Genomic DNA, 15,637 nt, shown 5'->3' with positions numbered 1-15,637 from the left:
TCGCCAGCCCATGCAACACAGCAGACTCGCTTTACTGTTATTTTTTGGCCTTACCGGTGCGCTTTGCACCTGCGTCCACGCCCAGGACGTCCACTATACCCTCCACAACTACGCTCCCCTCTGGCTGAACCCGGCCAATACCGGTAGCTTTTCCGGCTCCATCCGGGTAGGCGGCGTGTACCGCGGACAGTGGCACAGCCTCAACGGTATTCAGAGTCCGACCGCCTACGCCGACGCTCCGCTGGCCTTCGGTTTTCGCAAGCAGGACTGGGTGGGCGTAGGCTTCAGCCTCGTCTCCGATCAGGCCGGTGATTTCGATATTCAGTCCACCTTTTTTGGCCTGAGCGCCAGCTACCACCTGGCCCTCGACAAAAAACGGCAGAACGTACTGACCATCGGCGGACAGTACGGCAGTCAGTCTTACGGCATCACCCCGGAGGGCGTTCCCATTCAGGGCCTTAACATCGCCGAAGAACTCGGCGGACAGGGGCAATTGGGGCGCAGTGAGTTCCCCACAATGTCCGGTATGGGCCCCAACGGCAATCAAAACAACAACAGCTTCACCGACATCAACGCCGGCGTTAAACTAAAGCTGTTGATGGACGAAAAGAAAGCCAACGTCTTTGAAGCCGGCGTTGCCCTGCTACACCTCAACAGCGGTGACCGTCGGTCGTTGGTCCCTACCATGCAGGGAGATACGACGATGATGGGCGAGGAAGGCGGCAGCCGGGATTTCGACCGCCGCTCGACCATCCACGCCCACGCGCGGATGGACATGGAACTGAGTGAGAAGTGGCGCTTCCAGCCCACGGTTTTCTACCAGCAATCTGCCGGAACCAGCTCGGTATCGATTCAGGCGTGGGGCAGCCGAAACCTGAAGAAGGACCTTGACCTCCGCCTCGGCCTCGGTTACCGCACGGCCGACGCCGCCAAGGTGATGGTAGGCCTCGATGCCGGTCAGCTGCGGGGTGCCCTGAGCTACGACATCACCCTGAGTCAGGCCCGACAGGTGACCAACTATCAGGGGGCCTTCGAGTTGGGCATCGCCTACATTTTCAACATCTACAAGAAACCGGAGGTCACGCCGACGGTTCTCTGTCCGAGGATTTAACGAAGCCTTCACACCCTCGCGGAATTTTTCCGCGTTTATCCTTCTGTTGATCCGGTTCCCTATTTTGGGCCGGAACCTCCCATTAAAGCCGCTCCAGCAGCCAAACCATCGTTGCGATGAAATATTTCTTCCCGTTACTTCTCTCACTGGTTTTTGCCCTACCGATTGCCGCGCAGCCGCTCTCCGGTTCTTCCAACTACGAGCAGCTGATGGCGGCGGCAGATTCTGCCCGCATCACCCAAAACTGGTACGTAGCCCTGGAAAACTACGAAGAAGCCTACGATCAGTTTGAAGAGGAAGAACTGTTGCCCACCATCGCCCTGATGAACCTCGAACTGCGGGACATCCAGGCCGCCGTGCGCCGCTACAAGCAGGTATTTCGCCGCAGCGAGGCCAGTGACACCACCAACAACATCCACCGCTACCACTACGCCCGGGCCCTGAAAATGGACGGGCAGTACGACGAAGCGCGTACTTACTTCGAAAACTTCCTCCTCCACAACGACGATGATCGGCTGGAGGCCTTCACCAAACTGGAACTCGAGGGCATCCGCCTCTACCGCGACGCCCCGCAGGAAACCAGCGAGGTGGCCATTGAACTACTCGACCGCAAGGTCAATTCCTCCTTTAGCGAATACAGTCCCGTCCTGAGCGCCGACGGCAACACCCTCTACTTCTCCACCTGGAAATCAACCGAGGCCGTAGCGCAGACGGACGCCAATGACGCCGAGCAGTTCAGTCGCATCTTCATGTCGACCAAGGACAACAAAGGGAACTGGGGCAAGCCCGAAGCCCTGGACAAGGAGGTCAACCGGCCCGGCGTTAGCACGGCCAACCCCTCCATCAGTACCGACGGTCGCCGACTGTACTATAACCGGCTCGCCCTGAATAGCCATAAGATCACCGACTCCAAAATCTACGTCAGCGACGTAGACGACAACGGCTGGAAGAGCGGCAACCCCGTTTCCGGCATCAACGGTCCCGACCATCTGGCCATGCAGCCGGCCGTCGGGGAACTGTTTGGCAACGAAGTGCTCTTTTTCGTCTCCGACATGGACGGCGGAGTTGGTGGCCTGGACATCTACTACGCCCCCTACCAGGGCGACGGTCGCTACGGCACCCCCGTTAATTTGGGCCCCACCATCAACACCATCGGTGATGAAGTGACGCCCTTCTACTTCGACGGAACGCTCTACTTCTCCACCAACGGCCGCCCCACCATGGGGGGCTTCGACCTCTTTTACGCCGCCTGGGACGGCAGCCAGTGGAGTGAACCCGAGAACATGGGTACCGGCTTCAACAGCTTCGTCGACGACCAGAGCCTCAGCGTATTTGGCGACGGTCTGGTGGGCTTCATGACCAGTAACCGCGAAGGCGGCCGGTCCATCAAAAGCAAAACCTGCTGCGATGACATTTACGGCTTTCAGATTGCCAGCCTGTACGCCAACCTCGTGGTTGGCCTGTTCAGCGAAGCGCGGGAGCCACTCACCAACGGTACCATCGAACTGCAACCCGTCCTCAACGATGCGCCCGTAGGCTCCGGCCAGCAGAAAACCCGCGACGACGGTAACCGCTTCGACTTCGGCCTCACCCTCGAAACCGAATACCAGGTGGTGGCCAACCACCCCGGCTACTACCCGGACACGGTCTACCTGAATACGCTCGGTCTGGAGGAAAGCAAAGAATTTCAACAGGTCTTCTTCCTCAAGCCTATTCCCGCGCCCGTCGTGGATGCTCCGCTTTACGATACCGTCAGCATCGAGGAAGCCATCGTGCTGGAACACATTCTGTATGATTTCGACAAGGCCGATATTCTTCCCGAAGCGGAGGCGGACTTACGGGTAGTACAGGAAATCATGGAGCAGTACCCGGACATGGTCATTGAGCTGAGCTCCCATACGGACAGCCGGGGCCCGGCGGACTACAACCAGCGGCTCAGTAAGCGCCGGGCGGATTCCGCCCGCCGGTGGCTCATCGTGAACGGCGGCATCGCCGGCCCCCGGATCAAAACTGCCGGATACGGTAAGACCGTTCCCCAGACCGCCTCTCCGCGCCTGGCCGAACGGATTGACTTCCTCAGCGAAGGTGATGTGCTGACCGACGATTTCATCAATGCCCTGCCCGACGAGGAGACCCGGGAACGCGCCCACGAACTCAATCGCCGCACGGAATTCAAAATTCTCGAAGGCCCCACGACCATCGTCATCCGTCGCGACGTGATCGAACGGAAGCTCGACGGTCCCAACCGCAACGCCCTGCCCCAGGTGCCCGTGGATCCGGATCCCCGCGACAGCATCACCCGTTTCTCCAGTCTCTACGGACAAACCGATATTGAAGGGCTGCCGATTCTGCAGTTTGACCGGCGTCAGCTCGCGCTGGGCAAGGTTAAAAAGGGAGACACCCGAACGTTTACGTACACCTTCACCAACACCGGTAAGGTACCCGCCAAAATCATGTTGATCCAGGCCTGTAGCTGTACCAGTTACGAGCACGACAACAGTAAGGTATACCAGCCCGGAGAGAGCGGTACCATCGAAGTAACCTTTGACAGTGAAGAAAAAGACGAAGACGAAACCATCGTCGTCGATATCTTCCTGGAACAGACCGATAAACGCGACGTTCCCATTCTGGAGATGGTCGAATACAGCTTTGAATTGATTAAGTAGAATATTCTCCAGATTTCTCACAATCCTCACGCCGGGACTCTGCTCCTGCGTGAGGATTTTGTTTTGTGGTGAAGACGATTATCTTTAAGGCCTTAACTCACCTTCTAAAGCAATCCTCGCACAATGATTGAGTACTTTAAACTTGCCCTCAGTAAATACGCCCAGTTCACCGGCCGTTCCCGCCGCAGCGAATACTGGTACTTCTTCCTGGTAAACCTCGTGGTTGGCTGGGCCCTCCAGGGCCTGGGCATCGCCACGGACATTGGCCTGCTGGCCGGATTGGCCGGACTATGGTCACTCGCCATGCTGATCCCCGGCATCGCCGTGGGTGTGCGCCGCCTGCACGATACTGGCCGCAGCGGCTGGTGGTTACTCATTGCCCTCGTCCCCCTGATCGGAGCCATCCTGCTCATCGTGTGGTTCGCCACGGACAGTGCTCCTGGAAGCAACGAATACGGTCCCAATCCCAAAACGGGAGCTACGGACGACGTGGCGGCCCACCTCGTGGATTAATCCGACCCTCAACGTAAACTGATTGCCCGTGGTCGAAACATCGGCCACGGGCATTTTTTCTCCCACTAAACATCTTCCCCGCATGAATTATATCCCTAATCAGGTACAGCGCGCCATTGACCAGGACTACAACTTTCGCTTCAGCGATTACATCAGCCAGGGTTTTGACATCGTCAAGAGTAACCTCGGACTTTTCATGGGCTACACCGCCCTCTTCTTCATCATTGTGAGCATCATCGGGGTCATCCCCTTTCTCGGAACCCTGGGCACCCTGGTGGTTTCCCCTTGCCTCACCGTCGGCTTCTACCTGGCCGCCAAAAAAACCGAATACCGGCAACATCTGGAGTTCTCCGACTTTTTCAAGGGCTTCGATTATCTGGGGCCATTGGTGGTGGCGGCCCTGATCCAGTTTGGCATCATTATGGCCATCATGATTCCCTTTTTTGCCGCGATATTTCTCACCATGGACGTCAACGGACTTGACAATGGTGACCTCGGGGCCTTCCCCTGGTGGGCCTTTATCCTCATCATCCCCATCATTTACCTGGCCATTTCCTGGAGCTTTGCCCCACTCCTGATCGTATTTCAGAAAATGAAGGCCTGGGACGCCCTGGAAGCCAGCCGAAAGATCATCTCTAAACAATGGTTCGTGTTTTTCGGCTTTATTCTCCTGGTCGGGCTGCTGGGCTCTTTAGGGCTGATCATCCTACTGATTGGCATCCTGTTCACCTATCCCGTATACATGGCCTCGGTGTACGCCGCCTTTCGGGACATCGTCGGCTTACCCGACGAAGACGGTAATGAGCATATGATTACCGATCATTTTGTTGAGTAGAAAAAGCTAAGCGTAAAAGCCCCTCCCGAAATCTGTCGGGAGGGGCTTTCTTCTTTAAGCATCGTTGGGGCTCACCCCCACCCTATTGGGCACTTTCCGTAGCTTCTTCGTAGGTCGGGTAGTCGGTGTAGCCTTCCGGGCCGGGCGTGTAGAAAGTATCGAAATCGGGAGTGGCCAGTTCAACGCCCTGCTTGAAGCGTTCGACCAAATCCGGGTTGGCGATGTAGGGGCGGCCAAAGGCCACCAGGTCCCCCTTGTCGGCGCTCAAATCTTCGTGGGCCCGCTCGGCGTCGTAGTTGCCGGAAAGGATAAACGTTCCCGAAAAGGCTTTGCGAAGGTCGGCCTTGATGCTGTCCGGAACGGCGGGAGCCCCCATACCGGAGTGATCGACGAGGTGGAGGTACACCAGTCCGAGCTCACTGACCATCTTCGCCAGGGCAACGAAGGTTTCGTCAACGTCGTCGAAGGCGCCTAATTCATTGAAGACGCCGTAGGGAGAAATCCTGATTCCGGTACGTTCCTTACCGATCGCCGCCACGACCGCTTCGGCTACCTGACGGGCGAAGCGCAGTCGGTTTTCAATGCTGCCACCGTATTCATCCTTCCGTTGATTACTGAGGGGATTGATGAACTGATCAATCAGATACCCATTCGCGCCGTGGAGTTCTACCCCGTCAAAACCGGCCTTGATGGCCAGTTTGGCGCAGTTGACGTATTCCTTGATGGCCACGTCAATGTCTTCGGCACTCATGGCCTCCGGAAAGGGAACGGGTAATTCTCCCTGGCCATCAACGTACATCTTTGTTTGCTCCAGGGCAATCGGGCTGGGGCCCACTACCCGGCCACCGGCCGGCAGGTTATCCGGGTGGGACACCCGACCGGTATGCATAATCTGCAGAAAAATTTTGCCGCCCTTCTGATGAACGGCCTCCGTGACCAGCTTCCAGCCGGCCACCTGGTCTTCGTTAAAACAACCGGGAATCCGGGGGTAGCCCAGGCCATTGGGACTGGGGGAAGTTCCCTCCGTAATGATCAGGCCGGCCCCGGCACGCTGGCCGTAGTAGGTGGCCATCAGTTCGTTGGGGACGTTGTCAAGGGCGCGGCTTCGGGTCATTGGGGCCATCACCGCCCGGTTGGACAACGTAATCTCTCCGAGGGTGTAAGTGGTAAATAGTTTATTACTCATTGGGTTTCTTTTTCGCTGCAACGGACCAGCGGGGAATTGAGTTGGCTCCTAACCGGAATTTTGCCGCCTGCCGACAACCGGGCTTCCTTTGCCCACCACTATTGCCCTACCTGCGACATGGCACCTGCACCCGTTGCCCAAAAAAATCTTCCGCTCAACTGGCGCGGCTTTTTCGTTTCGATTACCGAAAAAGTGGATTCCAGCATATATTCATCTCATGCATTACCCAAGACTTTTTTCCACCTTTGCCGTCCTGAGCCTCATCCTTACTGCCTGTACTGATGATGCTTCCCCCATTGCAAACGATTCCGAAATGGCCACCGCAACTGAGCTGCCCGCCGACGACAACTACCGCCCCGTTTATCACTTCACGCCGCCGGCGAACTGGATGAATGATCCTAACGGCATGGTATACCATCGGGGAGAATACCATCTTTTTTACCAGTATTACCCCGACAGTAACGTCTGGGGGCCCATGCACTGGGGGCACGCCGTTACCGAAAACCTGGTCGACTGGGAACACCTTCCCGTAGCGCTGGCACCAGATTCGCTGGGTTACATTTTCTCCGGAAGTGCGGTGATTGACCATCAGAATACCAGTGGCTTTGGTAGCAAGGAAAATCCTCCGATGGTGGCCATTTTTACCCATCATGACCCCGTGGGCGCGGACGCAGGTGCCGTGGATTTTCAGTATCAGAGCATTGCTTACAGCGTAGATCAGGGCAGAACCTGGACGAAATACGACGGGAACCCCGTCATCCCCAATCCCGGCATCCGCGACTTTCGGGATCCGAAAGTCATCTGGGACGAAGCCCGCGAGCAGTGGCTGATGGTTTTTGCGGCCAAGGACCGGGTGCAATTCTGGACGTCCCCCAATTTGCTTGAGTGGGAACAGGTATTTGAATTCGGACAAGACGCCCCCAACCACGACGGGGTTTGGGAGTGTCCGGATTTTTTCCCGCTGCCCATCGAAGGTACGGACCGGACCGCCTGGGTGCTCATCGTAAGCATCAATCCGGGCGGCGCCAATGGTGGTTCCGGGACCTTTTACTTCGTGGGAGACTGGGACGGTGAAACCTTCACCCCCCTTTCCGAGCCGCCTTACAGTACGGATGAGGTCGTTCGCTGGCTGGATTACGGCCGGGACAACTACGCCGGCGTTACCTGGTCGGACATCCCCGAAGAGGATGGCCGGCGGATTTTCCTGGGATGGATGAGTAACTGGGACTACGCCCAGGTGGTCCCCACGACCACCTGGCGCAGTGCCATGACGATTCCCCGCAGCCTGCACCTGCAAACCACCGATTTTGGCACCCGTCTCCGTCAACGCCCCGTCAGTGAACTGAAGCAGCTCCGGGGCACGCCGATTGATATTCCGGGCGAAAAGCTGGCCGCAGGTGTGCACGAACTCCCCCTGAGCGACCTACCCGAGGCGGGCGTCTTTGAAATGGAGTTACTGTTCGATCTGGTGGATAGCCAGGCCGAGCAGGTCTACGTTACCCTGTCCAACGAGTCCGGAGATTTTGTTCGCCTGGGCTATGACCGCGGGCGCGATAAAAATGAATTCTTTACCGATCGGCGCCGTTCCGGTAAGGTCGGGTTTGAGGAACGTTTTGCCACCGAACTCCACCGGGCACCCCGCTGGAGCAATGAGGGGCAACTTAGACTCCACGTATTTTTTGACCGGACGTCGCTGGAGTTCTTCGCCGATCAGGGAGAGCCGGTAATGACGGACATCTTCTTTCCCGAATCCCCGTTCACGAAGGGCGTGCTTGAAGTTTACGGAGACGGGCACATGCGGTTGGAAGGCGGAAAAATTTGGCCCATAGCGGGTAAATAAGTCCCGAAAAGGCGCAAACGTGCTGTTAAATGTCATTTGGACGTCAAAAGCAACTATCTCCCTCAATGATAGTAAAACTATCACCACTTGAAATAGTTACTACTGACAAACGCAGCAATCATGAAATTTATGCGCCTTTCCATACTGCTGTTTCTCCCCTTTTTACTGGACTTTACTCCAGTGATGGCGCAAGCCAATACGCTTCCCCTGCTGCCCAGTTCGGCGGCAAGGAATTACCGCAACCTGCCGGTTGCCAAACTCAATTTGGCCTACCGACAGCAACTCAACGGTCAGTTTGAAGAAGCCCTGTTAACCTACAACAGCGCGCTGGCCTGGCAGGCGGACTGGATTCCGGCACTGACCGGTCGTGCGGCGCTTTACCAACGCCTTGGCCGGCACGCGGAAGCCGATCGTGATCGTGCCATCGCCGAACGACAGGACCCTTACGCAACGGCCTTCTTCATGGCCAAGGGCCGCCATGCCTTATTGCCCTTCCTGGCGCTCTACCCCCAGGAATGGTATCAGAAAGAATACGGATTTAATACCACCGAAGACCCCCTCAGCCCTCCCAGTACCCCTCAAGCCTATTACACCTATCAGTATTTCAGCATCCAGAACACCGAAGTGACCGCTCCGGCGGTAGCGGCCCTACAACACAAGGTCCTGCAGGATGTCCCGGCTTCCCGCCGGGCCCTGCTCGACCTTCCAAGAGACTACAATACCTCCGTGGTTGACATGCTGAGCGGCAACCTCGCCATGCTCGAACACGACTACGACAAAGCAGTTGCACACTACAATAATGCCCTCCTGACTAACACCGTGCACTGGCCGGAACTTTACTATAACCGTGGCCTGGGGAACATCCTGCTCCACAACTACATGAACGGTTGTGCGGATCTTTCCAAGAGCGCAGATGCCGGGTTTACTCCCGCCCAGGTAATGTTCCAAAGCCTTTGCAACTTTTAAACCTAACCCGTAATCACCCAAAACCAAGTGACCATGAAGAACCTGTTGAAATTTTCTCTCTTTCTTCTAGCGATTACGCTAGCCCTGCCTAGCTGTACCATTGTCCGGGAAGGGCAGGTCGGCGTAAAGCAAACGCTGGGTAAATACCGGGAAAAGCCCTACGACCAGGGGGTGGTTTTCTACAACCCCTTCATCACCAACATTCAGAAACTCAGCACCCAAACTGAAAACATGGAGGTGGAGTTGAATCTTCCCTCCAAGGAAGGGCTCAACATCCGGGCGGAGATTTCCATCCTCTACAGCGTTGACGGAACGCAGGCCCCCGAGCTCCTGCGGCAAATCGGCAACAACTACGAAAGAAGCGTCATTCTGCCGGTCTTCCGTTCGGCCGTGGCGGATGTATCCGCCCGATACTTTGCCAAGGACATGCACACCGGGCAGCGGGCCATCATCGAAGGCGCCATCCAGGATCAGATGGACAAAAATCTGGAAGGCCGCGGCATTGATATTGAAAACGTCCTGGTGAAGTCCATCAAACTGCCCGCGAATCTCGCTCGTGCCATCGAGGAAAAGCTGGAGGCCGAGCAGCAGGCCCTGCGGATGGAGTTTGTGCTGCAACAAGCACAACGCGAAGCTGAACAGCAGCGTATCCGCGCCGAAGGAACCCGCGACGCCCAGCTGATCATCGCCGAAGGCCTTACCGAAGAAATTCTTCGCTTCAAGTCCATAGAAGCCTTCCTGGAGTTGGCGAAATCTCCCAACACCAAGGTCATTGTCTCGGATGGCGACCTACCCGTAATGATGAATGAATCCGTGGGCTCCCCCGCCCCCGCAACGAGAAGCAGCCTTACCCGACAGCGTAAGGACTAAGAACTGAGTTTATTTGGATTAGTGAGTAAAGTGAGCGTCTTGACTACTAGCAGCACCGCGCCGGGGGGCGCGGTGCTTTTTTTTTACGCTCAGCTAACGGGTGCTTCATACAACCCAGTATTCTTCCCATAATCTTCACAGTAGCTTTGTAATTCCTTGATTTTGCCCCACCACTTTTGCGGGGTCAAATCACACTGCATGTTTCGTTGGTGGTTATTTCCAACTTTAGCGCTATTCATGATTGAGGGATGCCAAGAGAGCGCATTTCCGGCAAATTCATCCACCAATTACCTAAGTGTTATTCCCACCGCCGCCAGGGCAGCTTCTCTTCCTGAGTATACCCCCTTCCCGTACGGCGTAGCCAGTGGGGACCCGCTGCCTGATGCGGTGATCATCTGGACGATGTTAGACAGTCTCGCCGCCCGTACAGATTCGTCAATCGTCTGGCAATTGAGCCGCTCACCGGAGTTTACCCCACCACTACGGTCTGACACGATAACCGTGACGGCTGCTCACCATTACCGCCTGAAGGAGGATGTCCGGGGGCTTCAGCCCGGCACCGCTTATTACTATCGGTTTGGTCATCGGGGAAAATGGTCGAGAACCGGTCGGACCAGGACTGCCCCGGCGAGGGAATTCCGGGGACAAGTCCGGCTTGGCGTAGTTAGTTGCAATGCCTTGGAATGGGGCTACTTCAACGCTTTTGAAGTGATGGCACAGGAACCTTTCGACGCCATCATTCATTTGGGAGACTACATCTATGAATACGCCAGTGGTGCATACGGAGACACCACCATCGGCCGATTGCATTATCCGAGGCATGAAGTCGTAACGGCCAGGGATTACCACCAGCGATATGCTCAGTACCGGCGGGACCCTCAACTCCAACTCGCTCACGCCAATCATCCCTTTATTTGTGTATGGGATGACCATGAAGTCGCCAACAACAGTCATACCAAGGGAGCGGAGAATCATAACCCGGAACTTGAGGGCGATTATCTGACCCGAATGACGGCCGCCAGGGCCATATACTACGACTGGATGCCGGTCCGTGAACGGGCTTCCGGCGAATTATACCGCTCCTTTGAATTTGGCCAAACGGCCGATCTGTACATGCTGGATGAGCGGCTGGCAGCCAGGACAGCCCCGGCAGCAGATTTCTCTCTTGCCGCTCTTGAGGATACCACAAAACACATTCTCGGCCAGCGCCAATTAAGCTGGTTGTCCGGAGAACTAGCTACCGCAACGGGGCATTGGCAGTTAATCGGTAATCAGGTCCTGTTTGCTAAGCTGGACCTATCCAATATCCTGCCCCAGTACGCCGTCAACCTGGATGCTTGGGATGGTTTTCGGCATGAGAAATCTCAACTAATCGACAGCCTGAGAAAGTACCGCAACCCTAATACGGTCTTTCTGACCGGTGACACTCACTGCAGCTGGTATTTTGAAGTTGAGCCCTCCGTCGACCAGGCCCCTCCCCTCGCTCATGAATTTGGCACTCCCAGTGTCAGCAGTGCTAACTATGACGAATTCATCCAGGGCTGGGATACCCTTACCGTAGCAAAGTACCGGCTCTACCGCGACAATCCGCATTTACAATTCACTAATCTTTCCGATCACGGATTCCTTGTTCTCGACATCACCCCGGAAAAGCTAAGTGCCACCTTCAGGTTTCTGAAGGACATCCGCAAGCCGGACCTCCGGGAGAAATCCCATAAAACGTTCCTCCTCGACTATGTCCACCACCACGCTCGTTAAAGCTTCTCCGTCGTTGCCTTCTCCTCCGCCAAAGCACCCGACAACCCGGCTGCGGAATTGGCTTTTTGACCGCATTCACGGCAATAAGCTTATTTACAACACCTGCTGGGAAGCCCCCCGCTGTGATCGTGTCATGCTGAATTTAGATGCTTCGAGTGAAGTCGTAATGATCACCAGTGCCGGAGATAATGCGCTGGCGTATTTGCTCGATTGCCCACAAACCATTCACTGCGTTGACGTTAACCTGCGCCAAAATGCGCTGCTTCACCTAAAACTATCCGGACTTAAATTTTTATCCTGGAATTCTTTTTTCACGCTTTTCGGAGAGGGAAAAAGCGAGGAATTCCATCGATTATACTCCCACCGGCTACGGGCAGACCTGCCCGAGCGCAGCAAAATATTTTGGGACCGCCAGCAGCACTACTTTACCCCAAAACGACGGCGATCCGGTCTCTACTGGCACGGAAGCAGCGGCTATTTTGCCTGGGCCGTAGGGAATTTGCTACGGACCAACAATCGGCTACACGCAGAAATTGAACGATTCTTTCGGGCCACGACTTTGGAAGAACAACGGGAGTTATACTTTGGGCTGGAACCCCGGCTCCTCAACGTTTTGCTGGGCAGTAAATTAAGGCAGACGCTCAGCCTGAATTTACTTGGCGTACCCGAAGCCCAGGCCCGGCTAATCAATGAGCGAAGAGACGGCCTGCGGGGCTACGTGCGGGATGCACTCCGTCATATATTTACGGATTTACCCATCGGAGACAATTATTTCTACGCCCTCTATTTCCGGGGTCGATACACCAAAGAGTGCTGTCCGGACTATTTGTGGGAAGAAAACTTTGAACGGCTATCGCAACACCTGGATCATATTCAGACCCACACGACCACCATTACCAGCTTTCTAAAGAATAAGCCTGGTAAATACTCACACTTTGTACTGCTGGATCACCTGGACTGGTTGGCCAACCATGACCTTGCCGCAATGGTTGAAGAATGGGAGCAAGTAATGGCGAACTCCCGGCCTGGCACAAAAATCCTTCTCCGCTCGGCCTGCGAACGCCCCGACGTGGTTCCTGATTTTGTCCGTCGGCGGGTACGCTTTCGCAATGATCTGAGCGAACCACAGGCAAAACTTGACCGGGTCGGTACCTACGCGGGTACTTTTTTACTTGAGGTCACCCACTAAGCTTCTGAATTATGACCCAGAATTCTCGTGGCCCTGAGCTGGAAGACAGGCTGTCAACCTATTATCGGTTTCAGTCTAAAATTTACGACGCCACGCGCTGGAGTTTTCTTTTTGGCCGACGAACGCTCCTTCGGGAACTTCCCTTTGCCCGGATAGAGACGTTTAAAATCCTTGAAGTGGGGTGCGGCACGGGCGCCAACCTATGCCGGCTGGCGGACCGCTACAAGAACGCAAGCATTCACGGTATCGACCTGTCCCGGGATATGCTGACAATCGCTCGGAAAAAAACTGCCAAGCATGAATCCAGAGTCCAACTCTTTCGGGGGCATTACGGACAAGTTCCCCTTGAATACCCCTACGACCTGATTATTTTTAGCTATTGCCTTACCATGGTCAATCCTGGCTGGGAAGGGTTGATCGACGTTGCCATGAGTGATTTAAAAGGCGGTGGCATTCTCGGAGTAGTCGACTTTCACAATACCCCGGTCGCTACTTTTGAGCGTCATATGGCCGGTCACCACGTGCGGATGGACGGGCACTTGTCTCCCTACCTGCAGGAAGTGATCCCGCAGGGACGATCCACCATTCTTCCCGCTTATGGTGGGGTGTGGAATTACTTCCAGTTTGTTGGTAAAAAGCCAGGGTAAGCGGTTCCGGATTCCGTAGATTTTCTACCGATCCCAACTTAACTTATCGGTCCGGGTACTGCCTTGATCGATTATGTGCTCCGGAGGCCGGCAATCCCACTATTTTTGTCCCATGCCCCGGATAAAAAAACGATACCTCTTCTTTTTCGTGGTGCTCCTTTTCGCAGCGCTTTATTTCGCCAATGGTTCTCCCTTTCGCTCGGAGGTAGATTACTACGTTGACCGCCTACTTTTCCGGGCCACGGAGCGCAGCATTTTTCAGCACAACAATGAGCTACCGGAGACCCAGCGGGCGGCCTGGGAGGCCGCCTACTGGGCGGCCCGTAATCACCCCCTCGACGCCGAGGTCCCGCACCGGGAGTCCTTCATCATCGGCGACAGCGCCCGCAATTCCGCCATGGGGCTGAGGCTCCATTTACCCCTCGGTCGAGAGCTGAACGTTTCGGTAAGTTATGCGGGGCAGACACCAATTTTTGGCGAGCTGTACGCGATTCGCTCCGATGGAAGGTTACCGGGAGAACACGTCCGCCCACTGACCCACTGGCGAAACGGGCAGCACGCCTTCGCCTACGAAGCCTGGGAAACGGAGGGGGAAGAGCTGATCCTCGTCGTCCAGGGAACCCCGGGCGCTGCGGCCCGAGCCGAAGTGTTTGTGCAATCCTCGCCGGTTTTAGCATTTCCGGTTGCGGGAAAGGACGAGGATTGCATCCAGAGTTTCTGGGGTGCCCCCCGGGATGGCGGGCGCCGACGGCACGAGGGCAACGACCTTTTTGCTCCCAAGGGAACACCACTCGTGGCGGCAGTGTCCGGTGAGGTCACCCGCGTTAACAACGGTGGCATCGGTGGCAAAACCGTCTGGCTCTACGACGACGAACGGGATTTGCGTTACTATTACGCCCACCTCGACGAGCAATTCGTGCGTAAGGGGCAGTACGTGGAACGGGGGGAAGCCATCGGTACCGTCGGCAACACCGGTAACGCCCGCACTACCCCACCTCATCTTCATTTTGGCGTGTACGCCAAGGGGAAGGCCATCGACCCCTACCCCTTTCTGGCCCGACCGACCGGTAACGGACCGGCACCGGATAATCGATTCTCGATCCACCCGGCCGACCAACCCATCAGCACCCCCAGAAGAGGAAGTCATTATTTACGCAAAAGAGCCGCCCGCGACGGGGAAGTAATACGGAAGCTGGAGGCCAACGAAAATGTCTGGCTCACTGGCGTAATCGGAAGATTCTACCGGGTGCGAACGGAACGCGGGGAGCGGGGCTTCGTGAATTTTGACTAGCAGCAACAGCCGTAGCGGGTGTGCCGATTTACGTGATCACCCCGGCCCTACCCGGCACTTTGCACCTGCACTCCGCTGCCCAACTTTACTTCGGTATCCGTAAAACCAATGGATCGATAAACATCCCTAGAAGCGCGGGTAAAATCGCCTCGGCCTGGCACCTGTTGCCAACGTAACGTTATTGTTTCCCCAGCCTAAGTCAGGTGAGCGGATACCACAACCGACGCATGCCCCGATACTGGTCCAGCATATCGGGACCGTCGTAGCGGAAGGCTCCCCCGTCCCGAAATCCACGACTACGGTAAAAGGCCACCGTAGCCTCGTTGGACTCCATGCGCTCCAGCCAAACCAGCCGTTTTCCCAGATCGCCCGCAAGGTCAAGAGTGTAGCGCAAAAGGCTCGTTCCCACCCCACGGCCCCGGGCCTCCGGTCCGAGGTACAACCGATCCAACTTCAGCGCGGGAACCTCCGGATCACCCGGATACGGATAATGAAGTTGCAGGCGGAGGATACCGATGGCCCTTCCGTCCCACTCCACCCGGTAGTAGGGGGTGTCTGGCTCCGCCAAATCCCTGATAAACGCTTCGTAACCGTGAATACGCTCCACGTAACCCTCCCCGTTATCGGGCCACAGGTAGGAAAAGGCCGGGGGATAAATGCGCCGCAATAACGCATAATGCCGGGCATGATCACTGCTCCGAAGGGGATGGAGGCTTAGTTTTTCGTTTACGTCAACGATGTCCACGTCGCAAAGGTAGGGGATCA

Annotated in this window: 13 protein-coding genes; 11 read left to right on the top strand and 2 right to left on the bottom strand. The window is 56.0% G+C overall.

All coding sequences use genetic code 11. The features are described from left to right. Positions 1–10 precede the first annotated feature (10 nt). From E1J53_RS15315 to E1J53_RS15300, 4 genes are all read left to right on the top strand, one after another. Complete coding sequence (locus tag E1J53_RS15315) at positions 11–1,111, top strand: PorP/SprF family type IX secretion system membrane protein (RefSeq protein WP_134273623.1); 1,101 nt, start codon at positions 11–13, stop codon at positions 1,109–1,111. Between the two features lie 116 nt (positions 1,112–1,227). After that, the gene (locus E1J53_RS15310) at positions 1,228–3,777 is read left to right on the top strand and encodes an OmpA family protein (RefSeq protein WP_134273622.1); all 2,550 of its coding nucleotides are present in this window, start codon (positions 1,228–1,230) and stop codon (positions 3,775–3,777) included. Positions 3,778–3,903: 126 nt separating this feature from the next. Beyond that, positions 3,904–4,290, top strand: coding sequence for a DUF805 domain-containing protein (locus E1J53_RS15305; RefSeq protein ID WP_134273652.1), 387 nt, complete (start codon positions 3,904–3,906; stop codon positions 4,288–4,290). A gap of 82 nt (positions 4,291–4,372) precedes the next feature. After that, entirely contained in the window at positions 4,373–5,125 is a 753-nt protein-coding gene (locus E1J53_RS15300; protein WP_134273621.1) for a BPSS1780 family membrane protein, read from the top strand. A gap of 82 nt (positions 5,126–5,207) precedes the next feature. Here the strand turns inward: E1J53_RS15300 and E1J53_RS15295 are convergent, their stop codons facing one another. Further along, on the bottom strand, positions 5,208–6,311 hold the full coding sequence (locus E1J53_RS15295) for an alkene reductase (protein WP_134273620.1): 1,104 nt from the start codon (positions 6,309–6,311) through the stop codon (positions 5,208–5,210). A gap of 217 nt (positions 6,312–6,528) precedes the next feature. On the opposite strand from E1J53_RS15295, the gene E1J53_RS15290 reads away from it, so the two are divergent. The 7 genes from E1J53_RS15290 to E1J53_RS15260 all read left to right on the top strand — a co-directional run bounded on the left by E1J53_RS15290 (position 6,529) and on the right by E1J53_RS15260 (position 14,872). Then, positions 6,529–8,151, top strand: coding sequence for a glycoside hydrolase family 32 protein (locus tag E1J53_RS15290; protein ID WP_134273619.1), 1,623 nt, complete (start codon positions 6,529–6,531; stop codon positions 8,149–8,151). Positions 8,152–8,280: 129 nt separating this feature from the next. After that, positions 8,281–9,117, top strand: coding sequence for a hypothetical protein (locus E1J53_RS15285; RefSeq protein ID WP_134273618.1), 837 nt, complete (start codon positions 8,281–8,283; stop codon positions 9,115–9,117). Positions 9,118–9,150: 33 nt separating this feature from the next. Then, the gene (locus E1J53_RS15280; protein ID WP_134273617.1) at positions 9,151–9,987 is read left to right on the top strand and encodes a prohibitin family protein; all 837 of its coding nucleotides are present in this window, start codon (positions 9,151–9,153) and stop codon (positions 9,985–9,987) included. 198 nt (positions 9,988–10,185) lie between these two features. After that, positions 10,186–11,745, top strand: a complete 1,560-nt coding sequence (locus E1J53_RS15275; protein WP_134273616.1) for an alkaline phosphatase D family protein — start codon at positions 10,186–10,188, stop codon at positions 11,743–11,745. Continuing rightward, on the top strand, positions 11,723–12,934 hold the full coding sequence (locus E1J53_RS15270) for a BtaA family protein (protein WP_134273615.1): 1,212 nt from the start codon (positions 11,723–11,725) through the stop codon (positions 12,932–12,934). Before E1J53_RS15275 ends, E1J53_RS15270 begins: the two co-directional genes overlap by 23 nt. Before the next feature lie 11 nt (positions 12,935–12,945). Beyond that, positions 12,946–13,581, top strand: coding sequence for a class I SAM-dependent methyltransferase (locus E1J53_RS15265; protein ID WP_134273614.1), 636 nt, complete (start codon positions 12,946–12,948; stop codon positions 13,579–13,581). A 112-nt stretch (positions 13,582–13,693) separates the two neighbouring features. Further along, the gene (locus tag E1J53_RS15260; RefSeq protein WP_173021511.1) at positions 13,694–14,872 is read left to right on the top strand and encodes a M23 family metallopeptidase; all 1,179 of its coding nucleotides are present in this window, start codon (positions 13,694–13,696) and stop codon (positions 14,870–14,872) included. A 199-nt stretch (positions 14,873–15,071) separates the two neighbouring features. Here E1J53_RS15260 and E1J53_RS15255 read toward each other — a convergent pair whose 3' ends face one another. Continuing rightward, positions 15,072–15,617 carry a GNAT family N-acetyltransferase gene (locus E1J53_RS15255; protein WP_173021510.1) on the bottom strand — a complete coding sequence of 182 codons (546 nt, stop codon included), beginning with the start codon at positions 15,615–15,617 and terminating at the stop codon, positions 15,072–15,074. Between the last annotated feature and the right edge of the window lie 20 nt (positions 15,618–15,637).

It is taken from the genome of Lewinella sp. W8 (genome assembly GCF_004375085.3).
GTDB lineage: Bacteria > Bacteroidota > Bacteroidia > Chitinophagales > Saprospiraceae > Neolewinella.
Note: the sequence above shows the minus strand (reverse complement) of the source record. Positions and strands in the feature narration are given on the sequence as shown.